Below are 19887 nucleotides of genomic sequence, written 5' to 3' on the forward strand. Positions count from 1 at the left end.
TAGATATAAACCGTGATCAAGGAGGTTATAAGTGTGAATTTGACTCCCCTGCAACAAAATGTATTACTCACACTAACTACTGAGTGGCAGACTCCAATACAGATTGCTGCCCAGCTATCAAATGCTAGTGAGGATACATCTTCTGTAAATCAGCCCCTTAAAGATTTAGTACAAAAAGGGTTGGTTCAGGTTAATCCAATTATTATGGGCATGTATCGCTTAACTCCAGATGGCACATCTATTAAGTCCGGTCTACTTGGGGGGTAACTACTCCCTTGGAAATCGCATATAAAATCACTTCACCGCGGATATGAATTCTCCATATCCGCGGTGATTCTCTTTACCAACTAATTATTCCCCACTCCCTACTTCAGCAACGAACTCTTCTGTCGTTCTCAGCTTGCCGATTCTCGGGAAAATATATTTGCAGCTCGATTGATGTTCTTCCTCTGACGCAGCGGCCATCGCATCGGTAATAAAGATCTGATTATACCCGTGTTGATATGCTTCCCTTGCCGTTCCTTCGACACCAATGTTAGTCGATACACCGCACAGAACAATTGTATCTATCCCCCTACGGCGAAGCTGTAGATCCAGGTCCGTTCCAAAGAAAGCTCCCCATTGCCGCTTGGTGACAATATAGTCTTGCCCGGTCACTCTAAATTCAGGAGCAAGCTCTGCCCAATCAGCCGGAATCGATGACATGGCACGAGGTGGCTGGTCGGTCGTTGGCTTAAGGGAATCGCGTCCATCATGCATTGCCACCTTCACAAATGCGATGAAGCCATCCTTTTGGCGGAACAGCTCGACTAATCTTGCCGCTTGATCAACGACCTCTTGGGTACCACCGAACATCTTTGTAATCCCTTTTTGCAAATCGATGATAACCAATGCCGTCTTGCTAAAATCAATGTTTAACGTACTCATACGATCTCTCCTTGTTTATTGGATTTTCTCTTCTTTTGAATTTGGAACAATAGACGGACTAACGGCGGTATGGCGAACATAATGAAGAAGGTTCTGAATAATTGATACCCGGCGACGATCGGCAAATCTGCACCAATCTCATGAGCGATAATCCCCATCTGATCCATTCCTCCCGGGGCCAAGCTCAGAAGAGCCGTTGCCCCTGAGACGGATTGAACATAGACGAGCAGTAAGCTGAGGCCCCAGGCACCAACTACTAGCAAGAGCCCACAGCCAATAGCGATGGATAATGTTCTTACCTTATGCTCCATGCGATCCGGTTTCAGCATCAGACCGACATTCACGCCAATTACTAGCTGTGCTGCGCCAATGATCCATCCGGGTAGAGGCATTCCAGTCAAGCCGAGCAACTGCAAGGCGGCTGTAGCAATGACAGGACCTAGCAATAGAGGAGTTGGCAGGTGAATTCTCTTCCCTAGGAATGCGCCCGCAATACAGACTACAGCGAACAGAAGCATAACAAGTGGACCCCCGCTGCTATGTGCCGCTGTCGCTATCGTAGAAGAATTAGCATTGATCGTATCTGTATGTCCATGATCGAAAAAAGGACTGAATACGAGTAGTGGAATAATGACGATGATCATAATAAGACGAATCACTTGCGTTATCATAACCGCAAGAAGATTAATTCCTTCCGTCTCCTCCGCCAGTGAGATCACTTGTGTGAGTCCCCCGGTATGCTTCCAAGCAGCGCGGAATTGTAATCGATACCTGATAATTTGGAATTAATGAAGGCAATACCTGCGCATAACAGCAGCAAGAGGACGGTCATGAGCAGCATATAAGGAACCTGATGGGACATTTGTCTTAATGCGGTCATCGTCATGGATAGACCAATTGTGTAACCGACGATGATCATACCTACACTTCTGAATTGCTGTGGCCATTCATAGCTCTCCTTGATGAGATTAGATCCGGCTAACACAGCTAACATAGGACCTAACAGCCAAGGGACCGGGAGATGCAGCAGCTTGAACAGAATACCTCCGATTAGCGCTGTAACTAGTGCTACTATAATACGGGCATATCGATTTCGCCCGAGAAGCTTCTTCAAACTCTCACCTCCATATCCAAAGATTGTTCTTTCTATATCAAAAGCATCCAGAGTCCGGTAAAAGAAGAGATTCTATTATATGTGCATTTTTTTGCACAGTTTATCCAAAAAAATTAGTCTAAGAAATCTCCTACCGTATACGTTCCCAGCACCTGGTTTACTTGTGTATTTATATCTGTCATTATTTTTGAGAACGATTCATGCATTTTCTGTCCGAAAAGATGGTTCCCAGTTGTATCCAGCATCCGATCCCACTGCGGCTCCTTCTCATGGAGCGATTTGTATATCTCTGCTAGTGTAATTTGCTCAGGATTACGTGTTAATTGATAGCCCCCGGAACGCCCCTGCCTTGCTTCTACAATACCTTGCTCAGCCAATTGAGCTAATATTTTGCGGAGTACGGTCGGTTCGCATTGAATTTGTTCGGCGATCTCTGTGCTAGAGCATTGTTCTGAATTGTTCGCGGCGAGTACGATCAACGCTTGCAATCCGAAGCCAAACCGTTTTAACTGTGCCATTGTTTCCTCCTGTCTTATGTCTTCTTAATGTGCATATTCTAGCACAGTTTGAAATGCAGAACAATCCCGTCTTTCTATCTGACTTCGTCCTACACCGGAATAAGACCGGGACATTATTGGATATCGCCACAGCACCAATAATGTTCCGAGATTACTCGCTAGCCCGGCGAAGCGCCGCCGGCTTGAAATTGACCAACAAGATACTGATCACGATCATACCTAACCCCGCAACCAGGTTCCATGTCACGCTCTCGCCAAGGAAAATAACACTGCACACAATAGATATAACCGGAATCAGGAACGTGAACGCACCAACCTTTCCAGCTTCGCCAGAGCCGATCAAACTAAAGTATACAAGCCAGCCTAGAGCTATAACAAAGACAGAGATAAAGAGCAGATCGCTAATAAAAGCTACGTTCCAAGTAATATCATTCCATCTCTCCAGATAACTGCCCGTTCCGAGTAGCAATAATCCTCCTATAGTCAGTTGTGAAGCGAGCATCCAGAACATATCCACCCGTTCTGTCGCCTTCTTCATATACACCGTTCCAAAGGCCCAACTTAATGCACTGCCTAATGCAAGCAATATACCGGTTATCGATAGATGCCCAGCGAGTCCGCCGGCACTAATCTCGAACACCCCGAGGAAGCCCAGGAATAGCCCGACCATCTTCAAGCCATACATGGACTCGCCCAGCCATAACCACGAGAAGATGCCAAGCAGTACAGGCTGCAGAAATACGATGGCAGAGAACAATCCAGCCGGCAAATATTGAAGTCCAATCGTCTGCAGTCCATAATACAGTACGATATTCAGTAGTGAGGAGAACAAATACATGGGCCAGTTCCGGCGCAGATTCAGCTTCTTATAGCTTGGTAGAGCAACCACTATAAGGAGAACACCTCCTATCAATGTCCGCAAACCCGCGAATAGCACTGGTGGTGCATACTCAAGTGCAACCTTAGACAAAGGCCAGTTAACTCCCCACACGACTACAAGGAAAATTAAATATAATGCCGCGCGTGAACGCGATAATGACGACATGAAGAACCCCCCTAGATGATAAATTAACCTTTTAGCGAACCCATCGTAAATTCAACTTAAACATCATACAACGGATCTTGAACAATTGAAATATTCAATTTTAGAGTATCATTATACCGCCAACCGCGAAAAGAACCACCTTCCTTATGACTTCAAAGGAAGATGGTTCTTTCCAACTGGACTCTACGAATCTATATAACTAGGATTTCAGCGACCAGAGTGCAGGAACATTGCTAGGCTCCCAGCCTACCAGTGAGGTATGCGCTTGGCGGCATTCATAAACTGAGCCATTATAGCTTACCAAGTCTCCAATCTTGTAGGAGACACCAGCAGCCCACGGCTGAGCAGAAGACGCTGCTGCTGTAGTAGCTTGAACCGAATTGCTAGCCGCGGATACATTACCGGCAGCATCTACTGCATACACCGTGAACGTATAAGATGTATTCGCACTCAGACCAGTCACCGTGTAATCAGTCGTCGAACCAGAAACCGTGGCGACTAGATCAGTCCCTTTGTATATTCGATAACCTGTTACACCCACATTGTCTGTGGACGGGCTCCACATCAGATTCACACTGGATGCAGTAGGTGTCCCCATAACGTGTAAATTTCCTGGAGCAGTAGGCGGCTGATTATCGGGCGCAGCCTGTCCAGTCTTCACAGTAACACTGCTTGCGCTCGACTGATTGCCTGCGGCATCAACCGCCTTCACGTTAAACGTATAAGATGTATCTGGGGTTAGCCCTGTCACTGTATAGCTCAAAGTTGAACCGGAGACCGAGCCCACCAGTGTATTTCCGTTATACACACTATAGCCAGTTACGCCAACATTATCGGTGGATGCCCCCCATGAGAGTGTTACTGTATTGGCGGTAACGTTGCTAGCTGTAAGAGATACTGGAGCGGTAGGCGGTTGGTTGTCGCCAGGATTCGTGCCGCCAAAATTAACGTCGATCACGTTATAGAACGCATTAGGTGTATCAGCGATCTCCCAAACAGCGAGGATCACATGATACCCTGTACGCTGTGGTACATTACAAGTATCAGAATAGCTAAATGGAGGCTGCTTGCCGTTATAATTCACCGTGCAGAATGGAGTCAGATCGAATGAATCGCGTGTCAGTGCAGCATTCGGATTCCAATTCTCCTTTGTGATATAATATTTCCAACTGGTTGTAGCATGAGCTGCAGTTAGTGTCCAATGGAAGGTGTTCGTTCCGGAAGACATATTCACTTTTGTCCAGCGTGTAGCTGATTGCTGGTCCAGTTCAGGGAAGGCGCCATTCGCACTGGCGATCTTCCCATCGGCTGGGCCGGCTGCCGGAAAGCCTTTGGGAGCCTCAAGACTTTGTGGCTCATATTGGATCGCTCCACAATTCGTATTTTGCCCAGTCTTACATAGATACCCACGGCTCGCCGGACCGTCAATATAACCATGAGCAGAAGCTTTGTCAGCAATCAGAAATACGACGATCATCGTGAGCAACATTACCCCGAAAGTTGTAAGCGCCTTCATAGTCATGGAACGAGATAAACAGATTGAACTCATTCTAATACCTCCTTTTAAAATTGAATGAATCATGAACCACTATGACTTCTGACTAGCATGCTAAAAAACCGATCCCCCCTTTTGCGCAGATTAAATACATGTCTGCATACCTGATGTTCACCCTCAATCTCTTCCACAGACACAAAAATCTATATAAACCCGAAATACGGATTTATATAATACACCGTGCTCTACCAAAATCATAAATCGTGAGATAGTTGGAATAAAAAACGTGAATAAACCGAAGAAAAGACACTTAACGAATAAAAATGAGGAAAATTAGAAGACAGTAACGGGTATTAAATGAGAATCTTTTAAATTTAAAAGATAAGTTTATTATATCTGATTTCAGGCAAATTGTGTTATTTTTTTGAAAAATAATATATTTGAACTATATTTATCCATAGGCAATAAAATAACTAGCTCTGTCGGAATAGGTTGAAAGATAGGGTTTTCAATCGAACCCCCTATTAAAAACCTCATACATATATCGGACCATAAGCTATTATAATCACTTAGGTTGGTTAGTTATACTAACGACACCAAATCTATCTATTTAGGAGCCGGTAAGTATGAAATATAAATTTCTTGAATTAGAAAATCCGAATCATTATGATCTCGAAGCCCTTGAGGTTGGGGTAACGTCCAACTGCAATTTCAAGTGCAGCTATTGCTGCGCATATAGCCGGGATGACAATCAAAGCGTTAGTGCCAAGGAAGTTATCTCCATTTTACAGGACGTCCCTACGATCCGCAGAGTGCGTCTTTCCGGTGGCGAAGTGACTCTAAAATATCAGGATTGTCTGGACATTGTCAGCTATTGTTCGGCGCATGGGATCGAGACCCAACTCAACACCAATGCCAGCCTGCTTAACGCCACACGTATCCAGCAATTAGAGGATGCCGGAGTAACGACGATTCATATCTCCTTCAACTTCACATCGGCTGAGGAGTTCTCCCGTTATTACAAACTGCACCCGAGCGTATATACGAAAATAAGAGAAAATATCGCTCTCTGCGCGCAAGCTTCCTTTGATACTGTGCTAGAGACATTGCTGTTTGAAGAGACGACCCACCACCTGACAGAGATTGCGGACCATGTATACGCACTTGGTGTACGTACGCATGAGATTCAAAACAGTATCAGCATGGGTCATAGCGGCTGGTCAGCGATTGCCGCCCGCGAAGATCTGAAGAAGGCCGTACAGGAGCTTATTTCCCACCGCAGAGAGGACAGCACGATTTACTTCACCTGCATGGACCGCTTCGCCCAAGAACTTGGCTTCGAGGATCAGCATGGAGTATACTTCTCTAATTGCATCGAAGGGAAGAAACAGCTGCATTTGCATGGCAACGGCGATCTACTAATTTCGGAGTTATGTTATCCGGTGATCATCGGCAATATTTATCAAGGTACTGTGCTTAAGGATATATATAAGAATATGCCTGACAAACTTGCCGACTTCTTAGAAAGACAGCCTTGCCCAGCACTAGAAGCCATCTTCCCTTCACACAGCTAACCATCTTTCGGTAATCAAAACCCTAAAAAGCAGGCCCTGAATCACAGGGCCTGCTTTACCAGCTTCTAGAGTATTATTAGAAACAAAATGTTTTAGTAATAATGACGAGCAGAATAAACAAAACCAGAATGGCACCTGTTGATCCCCACAAGCCTACACCGCCGATGCCGCCGACTTCTCCACACCCTGACATATCTATACCTCCTTTTTAAGTATAGAACATCTTATGAAAAGGCAGGATCAAACGAAAGGGCTACTATAGTATTAAATGTACATTTTATCGCTTTGTGGGCTTACTCATCATCTGATTGTTAACTGCCTATTCAAACGTTGCTCCTTCTGCATACCATGTAGTAAAACATTTGAAGCAGGTGATAGGCTTGCCAAGAAGGAGGCAAACACAACTTCTTAACCAGATCGGAATGCAGAACATTATTAACGAAGAAGAGGTCTCATCTGATGATTTGGCGATAATCGGGGCTGGGTTTGAAACCTTGGCAAGTCTTTTCGCTCTTCTAGCACTGCTGAAGGCCAAAGAAGAAGGGCCAAATTCGCCCAAGAAAAAATAAGTTCAAGCAAAAGGCGCCGGACAATATGTACATTGTTCAAAAAGATCGATCGAACTTTCTGAACAACCACAATATGTCTGACGCTTTTTAGCTATGTCATACGGATTACTGCATTGGTTTGTTGTCAGGCTTCTTCAGCCACCATTTGCGCCAGCGTACGATCAGAATCGCTAATACAAATACTCCTAAACCAGCGAAAAAGTAACCTAGATAACGCTCCACTAATACGAATATTTTCTGCCACTGTTCTCCAAATATATTGCCAAGGCTAATAAAAACAAGAACCCAAATCAACGCTCCAGGGTAGGCAAACAAAGCAAAGGTGCGGAAAGGAATTCGAATAATGCCTACAAAATAACCAAAAAATTGTCTGACCCCAGGGACGAAAAAACTGATGAACAGCATTTTATTCCCGTATTTCTCGTAGATCCTTTTCGTTCTCTCCAGATGGGTAGGCTTGATCAATATCCATTTTCCAAATCGTTCAATAATCGGTGCTCCAATCTGATAACCGAGTATATAGGTCACTGTAATTCCGATTATAGAACCCGCATAGGCCATTAATATGGCTGGCAGCAACTCCAATACCCCTTTGTAGACTAAATACCCCGTATAAGTCAGAGTCGTCTGACCCGGCGGTAGTGGCAATGCTATAAAATCAATAGGCAAGCCGAGCAATAGCACGAAATATCCGTAATGCTCAAACATTCGTTCTATCCATTCCAATACATTCATGGGAATTCAATCTCCTGCTCGTTCAATAGAGTTAGACCTTAGTATGAACTTAAATACAACTATTCTAAACAGTCCCAGGTCGTAATTATATACTGGACCATAGTCCAATGCATAGGCACCTCCCCAGTCTTTCCTACATATGATGAGCCAGTAGGAAATAAGAAAAAGTGGAGGTTATTAGCTATGGCAGTAGAGCAAAACCAAGTGATTTATCAGGCTCATCCCAGTACCATTCAATCCGTCAAGGACTTTAGAGACCAGATGCATCGCGTCGGCCAACAATATGTCAATCGCAACGTCCAAGTGCAAACCATCGACGGCTTAACGTATGAAGGCCGACTAACCCATCTTGATGGCGGACTATTATTCCTCAGTCTTCCCAGTCCTCCAGGATACGGACAATGGGATGGACATGATCAATGGCATGATCACGGCCTTGGTCATCATGATGGACATCACGACGGACATTATGATGGTCACCCATGGAACTGGGATGGACACGGATCTCATTCTGGATACCCGCAGCAACGCGGGCTCTTTGGATCCAGTGTTATCCTTCCATTAGTCTTGTACGAATTGTTGGTCATATCTCTGCTCTAGCATTTGGAGCCTAATCTCTATTGTACTCTAAGCATTAGATTCAAAAAAGAGGCGCTACCATGCAAAAGAACCTTCACTCCCCCAATCTAAGGGAATGAAGGTTCTTACTTACTAGTGCGTGTTTTTCAAACTACCTCTATGGGTTAGCCGAATCTACCAGATATATAATCATCTGTCCGCTGGTCCGAGGGGTTCGTAAATATCATACTTGTCTCATCAAACTCGACGAGTTCTCCCATTAGGAAGAATGCGGTCTTATCTGATACACGAGCAGCCTGCTGCATATTATGGGTAACGATAATGATGCAGTATTCCTTCTTCAGCTCAGCAATCAGCTCTTCGATCTTCGCCGAAGATACCGGATCTAGCGCAGATGATGGCTCATCCATCAATATGATACTCGGGCTAACAGCAATCGATCTGGCAATACACAGACGCTGCTGCTGACCTCCCGATAAGGATAAAGCGGATTGATGAAGACGATCTTTGGTCTCTTCCCAGAGCGCTGCCTTGGTCAATGATTCCTCCACAATCTGATCCAGCTTCTTACGGTCGCGGATACCATGATAACGTGGTCCAAAAGCGATATTCTCATAGATCGATTTATGGAACGGATTCGGACGCTGCCAGACCATCCCGATCCTCTGCCGCAACAGTACAACGTCGGTCTTCGGATCATTGATATTCTCATTGCCGATCCAGATTTCGCCGGTGATACGCGACCCTTCGATCAGATCATTCATCCGGTTCAAACTGCGCAGGAAAGTTGACTTCCCGCAGCCAGATGGGCCGATTAAAGCCGTAACCTGCTTGGAAGCAAAATCGAGTGAGATATGCTTAACCGCATGTTTCTCTCCATAGAATACATTTAAATCTTTAGTAGACAATTCTATATTATGCATGAAAGCCCTCCTATTTCGCAGCCGTAAATTTCTTCAGCATGAGACGACCAACCCAGCGTGCCAGCAGGTTGAATATTAGTACTGTCAAGATCAACACAGCGGAAGCGCCGGCAGCAATCTGCGGAGCATCCGGGGCAAGTCCCTCCGAATTGATCTTCCAGATGTGGACAGCTAGCGTCTCTGCTGGACGGAAAGGATTCAGCGGCGAAGTTGGACTAAGCGGGTTCCAATTGGTGAAATCCAGTCTTGGACTACTCATTCCCGCCGTGAATAGCAATGCAGCAGCTTCACCGAATACTCGGCCGGCAGCAAGAATTGTCCCGGTGAGTATCACTGGCATCGAAATCGGCATCATAATGGATTTGATCGTCTTCCATTTGGAGATACCGAGCGCTAGGCTGGCTTCTTTCTGTGCTGCAGGTACACCTGACAAGCCTTGCTCCGTAATCCGTACCATCAGCGGCAAATTGAACACGGTTAAGGCAAGCGCACCTGAGAATAGAGAGAATCCAAGTCCAAAGGTATTTACAATGACAAGTAAGCCGAACAAACCGACCACGATGGATGGAAAAGAAGAAAGCACTTCGACAATCAATCGGATCGTATCTGTAATTTTTCCAGGCTTGGCATATTCGCTCATATAAATTCCTGCGCCAAGACCCAACGGAATTGTAATGATCATGGTCAACACAAGTAGGAACAAGGAATTAAACAACTGAGGTCCGATACCCCACCCTCCTTGATCGTCTGCGGCGCAGAGGTCAAGAAGTGGAAGCTGACATGTCCGAGTCCTCTTATGAGAATGAAGCCGAGCAGACCTGCCATGACAAGGACGATAATCCCAGCCAGAGTGACGATTACGGCGGTAGCTATTTTATCTTTTGTTTTTGCACTCATCGCTGTGCTCTCCTTTCAAGCCGGCGGACAATAAAGACGAAGACGAAGGTCATCAGCATCAAAATAAATGCCAAAGTCCAAAGTACATTATTCTGCATCGAGCCCATTACTGTATTACCCATGCTAAGGGTGATGACACTTGTTAATGTTGAAGTCGATTCAAATAGTGAATGAGGGATATGCGGCGCGTTACCGATAACCATCTGAACGGCCAAGGCTTCCCCGAAAGCACGGGCCATCCCAAGCACAATCCCCGTCATCAGCGCAGGCATCGTTGTCGGAATGACGGTACGCGACAGCGTCTGCCACCTCGTCGCACCAAGCGCATAAGAGCCCTCTTCAGTCCGGCCGGAAGAGAAGCGAGCGCATCAGTCGCAATCGACGTAATGGTAGGCAGAATCATAATCGACAGTACCGTCGCTCCCGCAGCAATACCTAGTCCCTGACCTGGGAAAATAGTGCGATAGAACGGCACGATGACACTAAGGCCGACAAAGCCATATACCACCGAAGGAATTCCGGCTAACAATTCAATCACCGGCTGCAAATATTTCCGTCCGATGCCTGGCATAATTTCAACCATAAATAATGCCGCACTGATGCCGAGCGGAGCGGCAATGACCGCAGCTAGCAAGGAAGTACTGAATGAGCCTATGATAAACGGCAAAGCACCGAAAAGAGGAGGCTCCCCATCCGGTTTCCAAGTCGTTCCGAATATATCGCTGACCTTAATTCCATTCTGAAAAAACGCACTCAATCCTTTTGTCGCTACAAAATATATCATTGAGAAAATAATTACAACGAGCAAGACGATACAAAAGGAAGTTAATATTTTTCCGGTCCATTCTTCGATAACATGCTGTTTCACTTTTTGTTTTCTACCGGACTGAGCCATAAACCTCTCCCTTTACAATAGCACTTAAAGAGGCAGGATATCCGCCCCCTTAAGCACTTATATTAATTTTGCCGAATTATTATTTGGTGATGTTTCCTTCGATGTCGCGTTGTACTTGCATTTTACTTGCTGGGATGTATCCAAGCTCGACTACATCTTTGTTTTGCACATCATCAGAGGTAATGTAGTCCAGGAAAGCCTTCACGACTTCATTTGGCTCACCCTTTGTATACATGTGCTCGTATGCCCATACCGGATAAGTACCGTTTGCAACATTATCTTCAGTCGGATCTACGCCTTCATACTTCACGGCTTTGATGGAATCGTCAAGATAGGAGAGTGCAAGGTAGCCGATAGCTCCTGGTGTTTCTTTAACCAACTTCTTAACAGTACCTGACGAATCCTCTTGAATCGCGCCAGCCAAATCCTCAGTCTTTGTGCCTAATGCATATTTCTCGAATGTTGCACGTGTACCGGAGCTGGATGGACGATTAATGATTTGGATCTTTTGATCTGCACCGCCAAGGTCCTTCCAGTTTGTGATTTCACCTTTGAAGATTTTAACCAATTGATCCTTAGTCAGATTATCTACCGTAATTTCCGGGTTAATTACCGTTGCCATACCTACTACTGCAACTTGATGGTCAACCAACTCTGATGCCGGAGCTGCTTCTAACTTCTCAGCGGCGAATACGTCGGAGTTACCAATATCCGCTTGTCCTCCAGATACTTGCGTTAACCCTGTTCCACTGCCTCCGCCTTGTACTTGAATCGATACCTTCGGATTCAGATCCATGAAGCCTTGGCTAGCTTGTTCAACAAGTGGCTGCAATGCCGATGATCCTACTGCAAGGATTGAACCGGAGAGCTCTTTACCGCTGTTCGCGGACGAGTTACCCGAGGAATTCGCTGTTTTATTATTTGAACTGCTTTGACCACAAGCAGCCAGCGTTAAAGTTAAAATAATCGTTAAGACCAACAACATACTCTTTTTCATGATTTGTGTTTCCCCCTTGTTTGTTTGTATATCATGATTATAGAAGTCAATTATCAAAGCCGTGTTTTCGTTTTGTAAACGGAGTGTAAAAAATTATCTTCAAACCTCCTATACATTAAAAAAATAATGCTGCTCATAGACTTCATTATCTGTATTACTTCATTCTTTAACTCCTAGATATTAATCCTATTTTAAAAATAGATTAATTTATGAATAACGGACATGAAGTACATGCCACTTTGATCACACAGCTCAATTGAGCAATGTTGTGTTAGAGGTGGCTTTTTTATTTTCCAAGAAATGAGGAGAAGAAGATGAGCTTATTCGAAGTGGTCTATGAAGAGTGGTTACAGCAGCAAATTCATGATGAGAAAAGCCCGCGAAGGAGAGAATTACTACAAAACGGGCTGGGACATGGAACTGTTGAGTTCTTGCGTTCGATCTGGTTCCCCGTGATCGCAATCTGGATTACCTATATCCTGAATATAAAGTACGTGACTTCAATAACGGATACCGGTATTTAGATCTAGCTTGCTTACTTGTCTATCCGTGACGATACCTGTGTTTGCAAGCAATTGGTGCTCTCTTTCGTAGGCAAGTTTCTTTCCATTGACTCGTCAACTTCTGCGGCCGTTCTCGACTAATGAGCCAGTTACCCCCTACTGAGCTTGATGTCGGCGAGTTGATTAGCAGCATGACTATGCCAATTTTATTTTAGGGAGAACAGTTCTTAGCATTACAAAAAAGAGTGCTGCCAAAACCCAAGGGCAACACTCTTTTCATACTTACACGTATCCAACAATGGTCAGCTCATTTTGCAACTCACGGGCATACTTGTCCTGTGTCGCAATCTCTTCAAACTGCCCAATGTTATATGTTTCGTACGCCGCTTACTCCTCGCTCGCAGGCTTGGAGAGCAGGCTGTTTAACTCTTTCATGAACATGTTAATGTCCTTGAACTGACGATATACCGAGGCGAAGCGGACATAAGCAACCTCATCAACCGGATACAGTTGTTCCATAACCAGCTCACCGATTTCACGGCTCTCCACTTCTGCGTTAGCAGAATGGCGCATCTGGCGTTCTACCGCTGATACGATAGACTCTAATTGCTCGACGGATACCGGCCTTTCTCACAGGCCCGCATCAGTCCACGTAGCAACTTCTCACGATTGAATTCCTCGCGGCTACCATCTTTTTTAATGACGATGAGTGGCATTTCCTCCACCATCTCAAATGTAGTAAAACGTCGGCTGCATTTCTCACATTCACGACGGCGGCGTATCGAGCGATTCTCGTTCAGCCGGTCTCGAATCAAGCACCTTCGTCCCCATATAGTCACAATACGGACATCTCACGCAAAAATGTCTCCCTTCTGCTAACTGATATTCCTGAAAATAAGAATACCAATAAATAACTAAAAAAATCAGTAATGAAGTTTCAAATACCGGAGCATAATACTGTTACCAACCGCAAGGAGGTGAACAACAATGGCGCAAAATTCTTCTAACAACCTGGTAGTAAAACAAGCTACTGGAGCGCTCGAGCAAATGAAATACGAAGTTGCTCAAGAGCTTGGCATTAATTTCCCACAAGATGGATACGCTGGTAACCTGACTTCTTACGAAAACGGTTCGATCGGTGGTTACATTACTAAACGCTTGGTAACAATCGCCGAACAACAATTGGCAGGCCAATTCAAATAACCAAACAACCAGGAAAGCATTGAAAGGCTCCTCTAGCCTTTTAGTGCTTTCCTTCTATTGTAACCGAGGCATTCCTTAAAAATCACCATATATCTCGGAATATTGTTTATAGTAATGAGTTACCCTCTGTACATAATGCCTAGTCTCTCCGAACGGGATATCCTTAACCGTCTCTAAATGCCCATCCCATCTTCCACTCTTGATCCAGTTCTTAACATTAGTCGGTCCGGCATTATAGGCAGCAATCATGGCGATCGAATTGCCGTCAAATTGTTCGGATAATGATCTTAGATACCATGTCCCGATTTGAATATTCGCATCAATCTCATTCTTCACTTTATCGAGTGGTACCTTGTCATACTTTGCTTTCATGATAACCCACTCCGCTGTATCTGGCATAATTTGCATAATTCCAAGGGCGCCCTTCTTCGATTCAGCACCCGGCTTAAAATTGGTCTCTACACGAATAATCGCAGCTACGACCAGTGGATCCACACCATTCTCCTGAGCATGATGCTTAATCTCTTCTTTATAATAGATTGGATAGAAGATCGTAAGCCACGCGGAATTAAAAAATAGAATAGCGACAAATCCAAGAAACAGCAAAAGCAGCACTCTTTTCTTCTGCAGTAATCTCATACGGAAACCTTTTCCCGCCAGAATTTCTCGATTTGACGCTTCGTCTCACCCATACCAAAACGGTTGTCTATCAAAATATCTGCCTTACTTTTCTTCAATTCAATGTCCATCTGCGCTGCCAGCCTCAAACTTGCCTGTTCGAAGGTAAGATTGTCACGCTCCATCAATCGTTCTAGCTGAATTTCTTTTGGAACATATACGACCATAATCTGCTCATAGAGCCCTTCCTGTCCAGACTCATATAACAGAGGAATATCACAAACGACCAAACGATGGGGATCAGCCTCTTCCAATGCTTTCACTCTCCCCGCCATCTCGCTACGGATTGCCGGATGTGTTAAGTCATTGAGCACTTTACGCTGCCCCGGATCCGAGAACACAATGGCCCCAAGCTTCTTTCGATTCAAAGTACCGTCCGAATTCAGAATATCCTGTCCAAAATGCTCTGCGACTCTTGCCAGAACCGGATGACCAGGCTCCATAATTTCTCTGGCGATGACATCGGCATCGATCAAAGCTGCTCCCATTGACACGAGCATGCGGGCAACCGTGCTTTTTCCGGTTGCAATCCCGCCGGTTAATCCGATATTCATCTTTCCACCCCACCGTCGACTTTAGGATTCGAAGAAGCTGTATGACGTTTAGATTTGACTTTATTTACGCTTGTCCGTTTCAAAGGCTGACATATCGTGCAGAAATGCGTTCCGCGGCCACCAACAACCGTCTTCTCAACGGGATGACCACAGACAACACAAGGTTCATCCTTCCGTCCATAAATGCGTAACGATTGCTGGAACATTCCCATCTCCCCTTGTCCGTTCACATAGGACTTGATCGAGGAACCTCCTGCATCAACCGCTTCATTCAGCGTCTCCAAGATCATGGCGTGGAGCTTACGGAGCTGCTCATCGCTCAGCTCACAAGCAGGAGTCTCAGGATGTATCCCGGCACGGAACAACGCCTCATCAACATAAATATTGCCTAGCCCGACCACATATTCCTGGTTCAAGAGCGCTACCTTAATTTTGGTCGTTCGTTTAGCTATAACAGAGCGGAAAGTCTCATACGTAAATGAATCATCCAGCGGCTCAAGTCCAAGCTTCGATAAAGGCTTGTGATTGAACTCATCTCCAGCTGCGAATAAATGCATCGTCCCGAACTGGCGCACATCCTTATATCTGAGCTCCGTTCCATCTGTAAAATGAAAAATAACATGCGTATGTTTTTCAATCGGATCACTGCTCTGATACAGCCCATAGCGACCTTCCATTCTCAAATGAGAAACAAGGACGACTCCATCCATAATAAAACGCAGAAATTTACCTCTGCGGCCCATCTCTAGAATGCGATGCCCAGCAAGATCCAACTCAAACTGCTTAATATCATCGGGCTGCTGAATAATCCGTGGCAACGATACCGTAACGGACTGGATCGTCTTGCCCACAACAAGCTCCGATAATGTTCTTCTAACCGTCTCTACCTCTGGTAATTCCGGCATATTTTATTTCACCTCATCTATTTCAACAGGTTTCCTGGTTACTTTGCTTCATACCAATTCACGCCACTACTAACCTCAGCCTTAAGTGGTACAGACAATTCAAGCGCCCGTTCCATTGTCTCAGGAACAAGCCTTGTCATTAACTCCATCTCCTCAGGCGGAACTTCAAATACTAATTCATCGTGTACCTGAAGCAACATGCGGCTCTTTAACTTGTGTTCCCGCAGCGCATCGTCCATCAAAATCATAGCTAATTTAATAATATCTGCAGCCGTTCCTTGGATTGGCGTATTCATTGCTGTACGCTCCGCGAACGAACGTAGATTGAAATTGGAAGCATTGATCTCTGGCAAATAACGCCGACGCTCGAGCATGGTTTTGACGTAACCGTCGCGCTTCGCTTCCTTTACGATCTCGTCCATATAAGTACGAACTCCCTGGAAGGCATCAAAATACTGATCTATAAATCTTGCCGCTTCCTTACGAGTAATATTCAAGTTCTGGGACAAACCATAATCGCTAATCCCATATACGATTCCGAAATTAACTGCTTTGGCTGAACGGCGCATATTGCTATCTACTTGATCGGCGGCAACACCAAATACATCCATCGCGGTCTTCGTGTGAATATCCATATCATGAAGGAATGCCTCCTGCAAGCCCTTATCTCCTGAAATATGTGCAAGGACGCGCAGCTCGATCTGCGAATAGTCGGCAGACAGCATGAACCAACCTTCTTCCGAAGGAACAAACGCTTTGCGAATCTTCCGTCCTTCCTCCAGACGAATCGGAATGTTCTGCAAATTCGGGAACTGACTGCTTAATCGACCAGTTGCAGCGATCGTCTGCCGATAATAGGTATGCACCTTACCCGTTCTCGGGTGAATTTCCTTAAGCAGTCCTTCAATATAAGTGGACTGAAGCTTGGCAAGCTGACGATATTCCAAAATATACTGCACGATATCGTGATAAGGGCCAGTTTCTCTAGCACCTCTGCATCCGTAGAATATCCGGTCTTCGTCTTCTTGATCACTGGAAGTTGAAGCTTATCGAACAGAACTTCTCCCAGTTGCTTAGGCGAGTTCAAATTGAACTCCAGTCCAGCTCTTTCATAGATTTTGGCGATAAGCGTGCTAATCTGCGCCTCGAACTCCGCTCCTAAATCGATAAGGGTATTGCGATTTACGGCTACGCCCTGCTTCTCCATATCTGCCAGGATCCGTGATAAAGGCATCTCCAGATCATAGAACAATCGGTTCATCTCAACTTGTTCAAGCTCCTGCTTCTGCAATGGCATAATTTGCAGCAAAGCTTCACTCTTACGGGCTAAATGCTGACTGAGCTGTGTCTGGTCAGGAACCTTAAATTTAGCTCCTTTACCATAGACCTCTTCGTCTGTAGCAACGGCTCCAATTCCATATTTCGCAGCTAGGCCACTTACGGTCTGGTCATTATTCGTTGGGTCCAGCAAATAAGCGGCAAGTTGAATATCATACTCGGCCCCACCAAAGGCAACACCCTGCCAATACAAGGTGAGATCAGCTTTATGCAAATCATAGCCCTGCTTAGGAATGCTCGTATCACCAAGCCATTTAATAACAGGCATCATATATTCATCTTGTAATGTTTCCGGATCTAGGTAAAAATGATGATCCTCAGTTGACAGGATAACTCCCATCAAAATCGCATGATGCGGGTTCTCTCCATAGGATTCCACTATCATATTCTGTACCTTCGGCAGTGCTTCAACAAGCTGAGGTATCGTCTCATCATTAATGATCGTAACCTGCACTTCCTTCAGATTCTGGCCTTCGCTTCCGGCATCTTCATCATTACCATGAGCGAAGGATAGTCGCTCTAGCAGCGATTTGAACTCCAGCTTGCGCAGCATTTGTGCCGCCGGTTCTTCCAACACTCCGCTGAAGGCCATATCATCCCAGGAACGCTCGACAGGAACCTCGCGGAATATCGTCGCCAGTCGCTTACTCATCCGGGCATCTTCCGCATGGCTTACCAGATTTTCTTTCATTTTACCCTTCAATTCATCCGTACGAGCCAATACTTCCTCGACGGATCCAAACTGATGGAGCAGCTTCAGTGCAGTCTTCTCACCAATTCCCGGAACGCCTGGTATATTATCGGATGCGTCACCCATAAGGCCTTTCAAGTCGATAATCTGCTCCGGACGCAGTCCGTATTTCTCTTCTATTTCCTGAGTTCCATAAGGCTCTACTTCTGTGATTCCTTTGCGAGTGAGCGCTACCTTCACCCGATCCGAGACAAGCTGGAGCATGTCCTTATCTCCAGTGACGACTAGTACATTATGCCCAGCTTCCTCGGCTTGCTTACTGATCGTGCCGATAATATCGTCGGCCTCATAACCAGACAACTCGAACCAACTAATGCCGAAGCTCTCCAAAAGCTCGCGCATAATCGGAAATTGCTCAGACAATTCTGGCGGAGTCTTCTCACGGCCACCTTTATATTCCTGATAGCCCTCATGGCGGAACGTCTCCTTGCCCGCATCAAAGGCCACCAGAATGTGACTAGGCTGCTCCTCCTGGAGCAGACGTACCAGCATATTCGTGAACCCGTAAACCGCATTCGTATGCACACCACTAGAGCTGGTCAGTGGCGGCATCGCAAAGAAAGCACGATATATAATACTATTCCCATCAATAAGAATCAACTTTTCCATGTGACACCTCGTTCTTATAATGCGTGTTCAAAAAGTCCGGTTTTCAGCACCGAGAAGGTTGGATGAAGCTAGGGACTGAGGAGCGGAGCGTACGTAGTTGGTACGTGAGCACCGGAAGGCCCGGTTGAATTCAAGATTCGAAGCCGAATTACTTCTTGATTCACTTCGTGTTAGATATAGAATTTATTCGTTATCAGCGCAGCTGATGAAATTCTATATCGCAAGAAAACCTACCTTTGGATCGCGGTCGCTCATCCTTGAATGACTTCGATCGGTTTTCTTATAAAAGCGGACTTTTTGAACAACCTCTTATAGATACTACCTCCTTATATTCTAACACATGGCAACCTTATAATAAAAAAGAAACGCCGGGAATTATCCGACGCTTCAACATAAAACGGTATGCAGTTAATGGTTAAGATCAGGACGATGACCTGTTACTAAAAATACAGCACTCTCCCCGATATTCGTAGCATGATCGGCAATTCGCTCGATATAGCGGCCAACAAGGGTCAAGGACATAGCCTGATGCAGTGTTTCAGGATTATCGATAATAATTTTGTACAATTCAGTAATCGTCTGACTGTACAAATGATCGACCTCATCATCATCTTTAGCCATTTTATAAGCCAGGTCCGTATTCTCATCAAGATAGGATTTCAACGATTCTTGGATCATCACTACAACAAGCTCGGCAAGCCTAGGAATGTCCACAAGTGGCTTGATCAATGTCTGGCCCTCAAGACGCACCGTCACCTTGGCAATATCAATCGCCAAATCTCCCATCCGTTCCAGATCACTGGAGATTCGGAAGGCAACTAGAATTCTACGCAAATCTTTAGCTACAGGCTGCTGTGTAACGATAAGACGCGAGCCGATCTCCATTACCTGTTCCTCCATCTGGTTCAGCTCACGGTCGCGATCAATAATTTCCTTGGCCCGCTTAGAATCCAGATTCTTCAAGGCAGTAACGGCCTCGACCAATGCATGCTCCACATGTGCTCCCATTTTCTGCAGCAATTCACGGAGCTCATTCAAATTCTGATCAAACTCTCGTCTTTGTATCATTCATAATCCT

20 protein-coding genes and 5 pseudogenes are annotated in these 19887 nt (G+C 45.3%); 6 read left to right on the forward strand and 19 right to left on the reverse strand.

The features are described 5' to 3' along the window. Window positions 1-33: 33 nt before the first annotated feature. Entirely contained in the window at window positions 34-267 is a 234-nt protein-coding gene (locus RE628_RS19135; protein ID WP_309154542.1) for a helix-turn-helix domain-containing protein, read from the forward strand. A gap of 84 nt (window positions 268-351) precedes the next feature. Here RE628_RS19135 and RE628_RS19140 read toward each other — a convergent pair whose 3' ends face one another. The 6 genes from RE628_RS19140 to RE628_RS19165 all read right to left on the reverse strand — a co-directional run bounded on the left by RE628_RS19140 (window position 352) and on the right by RE628_RS19165 (window position 5153). Next, on the reverse strand, window positions 352-927 hold the full coding sequence (locus RE628_RS19140; protein WP_309154543.1) for an isochorismatase family protein: 576 nt from the start codon (window positions 925-927) through the stop codon (window positions 352-354). After that, window positions 924-1646 (reverse strand): AbrB family transcriptional regulator, encoded by a 723-nt coding sequence (locus RE628_RS19145; protein WP_309154544.1) that lies wholly within the window; start codon window positions 1644-1646, stop codon window positions 924-926. Before RE628_RS19145 ends, RE628_RS19140 begins: the two co-directional genes overlap by 4 nt. Further along, the gene (locus RE628_RS19150) at window positions 1643-2041 is read right to left on the reverse strand and encodes an AbrB family transcriptional regulator (protein WP_309154545.1); all 399 of its coding nucleotides are present in this window, start codon (window positions 2039-2041) and stop codon (window positions 1643-1645) included. Before RE628_RS19150 ends, RE628_RS19145 begins: the two co-directional genes overlap by 4 nt. 113 nt (window positions 2042-2154) lie before the next feature. Further along, the gene (locus tag RE628_RS19155; RefSeq protein ID WP_309154546.1) at window positions 2155-2559 is read right to left on the reverse strand and encodes an RrF2 family transcriptional regulator; all 405 of its coding nucleotides are present in this window, start codon (window positions 2557-2559) and stop codon (window positions 2155-2157) included. A 151-nt stretch (window positions 2560-2710) separates the two neighbouring features. Further along, window positions 2711-3604 carry a DMT family transporter gene (locus RE628_RS19160; RefSeq protein WP_309154547.1) on the reverse strand — a complete coding sequence of 298 codons (894 nt, stop codon included), beginning with the start codon at window positions 3602-3604 and terminating at the stop codon, window positions 2711-2713. Between the two features lie 199 nt (window positions 3605-3803). Next, window positions 3804-5153, reverse strand: a complete 1350-nt coding sequence (locus RE628_RS19165; RefSeq protein ID WP_309154548.1) for a lytic polysaccharide monooxygenase — start codon at window positions 5151-5153, stop codon at window positions 3804-3806. A 572-nt stretch (window positions 5154-5725) separates the two neighbouring features. On the opposite strand from RE628_RS19165, the gene RE628_RS19170 reads away from it, so the two are divergent. Then, entirely contained in the window at window positions 5726-6673 is a 948-nt protein-coding gene (locus tag RE628_RS19170; protein ID WP_309154549.1) for a radical SAM protein, read from the forward strand. A gap of 76 nt (window positions 6674-6749) precedes the next feature. Here the strand turns inward: RE628_RS19170 and RE628_RS19175 are convergent, their stop codons facing one another. Next, on the reverse strand, window positions 6750-6866 hold the full coding sequence (locus tag RE628_RS19175; protein WP_309154550.1) for a YjcZ family sporulation protein: 117 nt from the start codon (window positions 6864-6866) through the stop codon (window positions 6750-6752). A gap of 229 nt (window positions 6867-7095) precedes the next feature. Here RE628_RS19175 and RE628_RS19180 point away from each other — a divergent pair, with 229 nt between their 5' ends. Next, window positions 7096-7242, forward strand: a complete 147-nt coding sequence (locus RE628_RS19180) for a hypothetical protein (protein WP_309154551.1) — start codon at window positions 7096-7098, stop codon at window positions 7240-7242. 105 nt (window positions 7243-7347) lie between these two features. Here RE628_RS19180 and RE628_RS19185 read toward each other — a convergent pair whose 3' ends face one another. Next, window positions 7348-7977: a DedA family protein gene (locus RE628_RS19185; protein WP_309154552.1), complete on the reverse strand. Its 630-nt coding sequence runs from the start codon at window positions 7975-7977 to the stop codon at window positions 7348-7350. A gap of 349 nt (window positions 7978-8326) precedes the next feature. Between RE628_RS19185 and RE628_RS19190 the strand changes: the two genes are divergently transcribed. After that, window positions 8327-8542 carry a hypothetical protein gene (locus RE628_RS19190; protein WP_309154553.1) on the forward strand — a complete coding sequence of 72 codons (216 nt, stop codon included), beginning with the start codon at window positions 8327-8329 and terminating at the stop codon, window positions 8540-8542. A 178-nt stretch (window positions 8543-8720) separates the two neighbouring features. Here RE628_RS19190 and pstB read toward each other — a convergent pair whose 3' ends face one another. From pstB to RE628_RS19210, 4 genes and pseudogenes are all read right to left on the reverse strand, one after another. Further along, entirely contained in the window at window positions 8721-9479 is a 759-nt protein-coding gene (gene pstB / locus RE628_RS19195; protein WP_309154554.1) for a phosphate ABC transporter ATP-binding protein PstB, read from the reverse strand. 10 nt (window positions 9480-9489) lie between these two features. Next, a pseudogene (gene pstA, locus RE628_RS19200) lies at window positions 9490-10376 on the reverse strand (phosphate ABC transporter permease PstA). Continuing rightward, window positions 10373-11271 (reverse strand): annotated as a pseudogene (pstC, locus tag RE628_RS19205) (phosphate ABC transporter permease subunit PstC). Before pstC ends, pstA begins: the two co-directional pseudogenes overlap by 4 nt. A gap of 79 nt (window positions 11272-11350) precedes the next feature. Next, on the reverse strand, window positions 11351-12271 hold the full coding sequence (locus tag RE628_RS19210; RefSeq protein ID WP_375143126.1) for a phosphate ABC transporter substrate-binding protein: 921 nt from the start codon (window positions 12269-12271) through the stop codon (window positions 11351-11353). A gap of 311 nt (window positions 12272-12582) precedes the next feature. Between RE628_RS19210 and RE628_RS19215 the strand changes: the two are divergent. Then, a pseudogene (locus RE628_RS19215) lies at window positions 12583-12882 on the forward strand (transcriptional regulator); the annotation flags it as partial. Window positions 12883-13158: 276 nt separating this feature from the next. Here the strand turns inward: RE628_RS19215 and nrdR are convergent. Then, window positions 13159-13626: pseudogene (gene nrdR, locus RE628_RS19220) on the reverse strand (transcriptional regulator NrdR). A 132-nt stretch (window positions 13627-13758) separates the two neighbouring features. On the opposite strand from nrdR, the gene RE628_RS19225 reads away from it, so the two are divergent. Further along, a complete protein-coding gene (locus RE628_RS19225) occupies window positions 13759-13974 on the forward strand; it encodes an alpha/beta-type small acid-soluble spore protein (protein ID WP_068780333.1) in 216 nt (71 codons plus the stop codon). Between the two features lie 75 nt (window positions 13975-14049). Here the strand turns inward: RE628_RS19225 and RE628_RS19230 are convergent, their stop codons facing one another. The 6 genes and pseudogenes from RE628_RS19230 to phoU form a co-directional block, all read right to left on the reverse strand. Next, on the reverse strand, window positions 14050-14613 hold the full coding sequence (locus RE628_RS19230) for a lytic transglycosylase domain-containing protein (protein ID WP_309154556.1): 564 nt from the start codon (window positions 14611-14613) through the stop codon (window positions 14050-14052). Next, window positions 14610-15206, reverse strand: coding sequence for a dephospho-CoA kinase (coaE, locus tag RE628_RS19235; RefSeq protein ID WP_309154557.1), 597 nt, complete (start codon window positions 15204-15206; stop codon window positions 14610-14612). Before coaE ends, RE628_RS19230 begins: the two co-directional genes overlap by 4 nt. Further along, the gene (gene mutM / locus RE628_RS19240; RefSeq protein WP_309154558.1) at window positions 15203-16111 is read right to left on the reverse strand and encodes a DNA-formamidopyrimidine glycosylase; all 909 of its coding nucleotides are present in this window, start codon (window positions 16109-16111) and stop codon (window positions 15203-15205) included. The genes coaE and mutM overlap by 4 nt, the downstream gene beginning before the upstream one ends. Before the next feature lie 38 nt (window positions 16112-16149). Further along, window positions 16150-17022, reverse strand: a pseudogene (locus RE628_RS29710) (DNA polymerase); the annotation flags it as partial. Then, window positions 16932-18809: a DNA polymerase gene (locus RE628_RS19245; RefSeq protein WP_375142934.1), complete on the reverse strand. Its 1878-nt coding sequence runs from the start codon at window positions 18807-18809 to the stop codon at window positions 16932-16934. The pseudogene RE628_RS29710 and the gene RE628_RS19245, both read right to left, overlap by 91 nt. Window positions 18810-19217: 408 nt before the next feature. After that, window positions 19218-19877: a phosphate signaling complex protein PhoU gene (gene phoU, locus RE628_RS19250; protein ID WP_309154559.1), complete on the reverse strand. Its 660-nt coding sequence runs from the start codon at window positions 19875-19877 to the stop codon at window positions 19218-19220. Window positions 19878-19887: the final 10 nt, after the last annotated feature.

This window comes from Paenibacillus sp. D2_2 (assembly GCF_031199965.1).
In the GTDB taxonomy this organism is placed as follows: Bacteria; Bacillota; Bacilli; order Paenibacillales; family Paenibacillaceae; genus Fontibacillus.

What these genes read in the sequence shown, in the direction of transcription:
- RE628_RS19140 (WP_309154543.1), bottom strand. Translation starts at nt 927, where the DNA reads ATGAGTACGTTAAACATTGATTTTAGCAAGACGGCATTGGTTATCATC.
- RE628_RS19180 (WP_309154551.1), top strand. Translation starts at nt 7,096, where the DNA reads ATGCAGAACATTATTAACGAAGAAGAGGTCTCATCTGATGATTTGGCG.
- RE628_RS19230 (WP_309154556.1), bottom strand. Translation starts at nt 14,613, where the DNA reads ATGAGATTACTGCAGAAGAAAAGAGTGCTGCTTTTGCTGTTTCTTGGA.
- RE628_RS19160 (WP_309154547.1), bottom strand. Translation starts at nt 3,604, where the DNA reads ATGTCGTCATTATCGCGTTCACGCGCGGCATTATATTTAATTTTCCTT.
- coaE (WP_309154557.1), bottom strand. Translation starts at nt 15,206, where the DNA reads ATGAATATCGGATTAACCGGCGGGATTGCAACCGGAAAAAGCACGGTT.
- RE628_RS19245 (WP_375142934.1), bottom strand. Translation starts at nt 18,809, where the DNA reads ATGGAAAAGTTGATTCTTATTGATGGGAATAGTATTATATATCGTGCT.
- RE628_RS19225 (WP_068780333.1), top strand. Translation starts at nt 13,759, where the DNA reads ATGGCGCAAAATTCTTCTAACAACCTGGTAGTAAAACAAGCTACTGGA.
- RE628_RS19175 (WP_309154550.1), bottom strand. Translation starts at nt 6,866, where the DNA reads ATGTCAGGGTGTGGAGAAGTCGGCGGCATCGGCGGTGTAGGCTTGTGG.
- pstB (WP_309154554.1), bottom strand. Translation starts at nt 9,479, where the DNA reads ATGCATAATATAGAATTGTCTACTAAAGATTTAAATGTATTCTATGGA.
- phoU (WP_309154559.1), bottom strand. Translation starts at nt 19,877, where the DNA reads ATGATACAAAGACGAGAGTTTGATCAGAATTTGAATGAGCTCCGTGAA.
- RE628_RS19170 (WP_309154549.1), top strand. Translation starts at nt 5,726, where the DNA reads ATGAAATATAAATTTCTTGAATTAGAAAATCCGAATCATTATGATCTC.
- mutM (WP_309154558.1), bottom strand. Translation starts at nt 16,111, where the DNA reads ATGCCGGAATTACCAGAGGTAGAGACGGTTAGAAGAACATTATCGGAG.
- RE628_RS19185 (WP_309154552.1), bottom strand. Translation starts at nt 7,977, where the DNA reads ATGAATGTATTGGAATGGATAGAACGAATGTTTGAGCATTACGGATAT.
- RE628_RS19155 (WP_309154546.1), bottom strand. Translation starts at nt 2,559, where the DNA reads ATGGCACAGTTAAAACGGTTTGGCTTCGGATTGCAAGCGTTGATCGTA.
- RE628_RS19165 (WP_309154548.1), bottom strand. Translation starts at nt 5,153, where the DNA reads ATGAGTTCAATCTGTTTATCTCGTTCCATGACTATGAAGGCGCTTACA.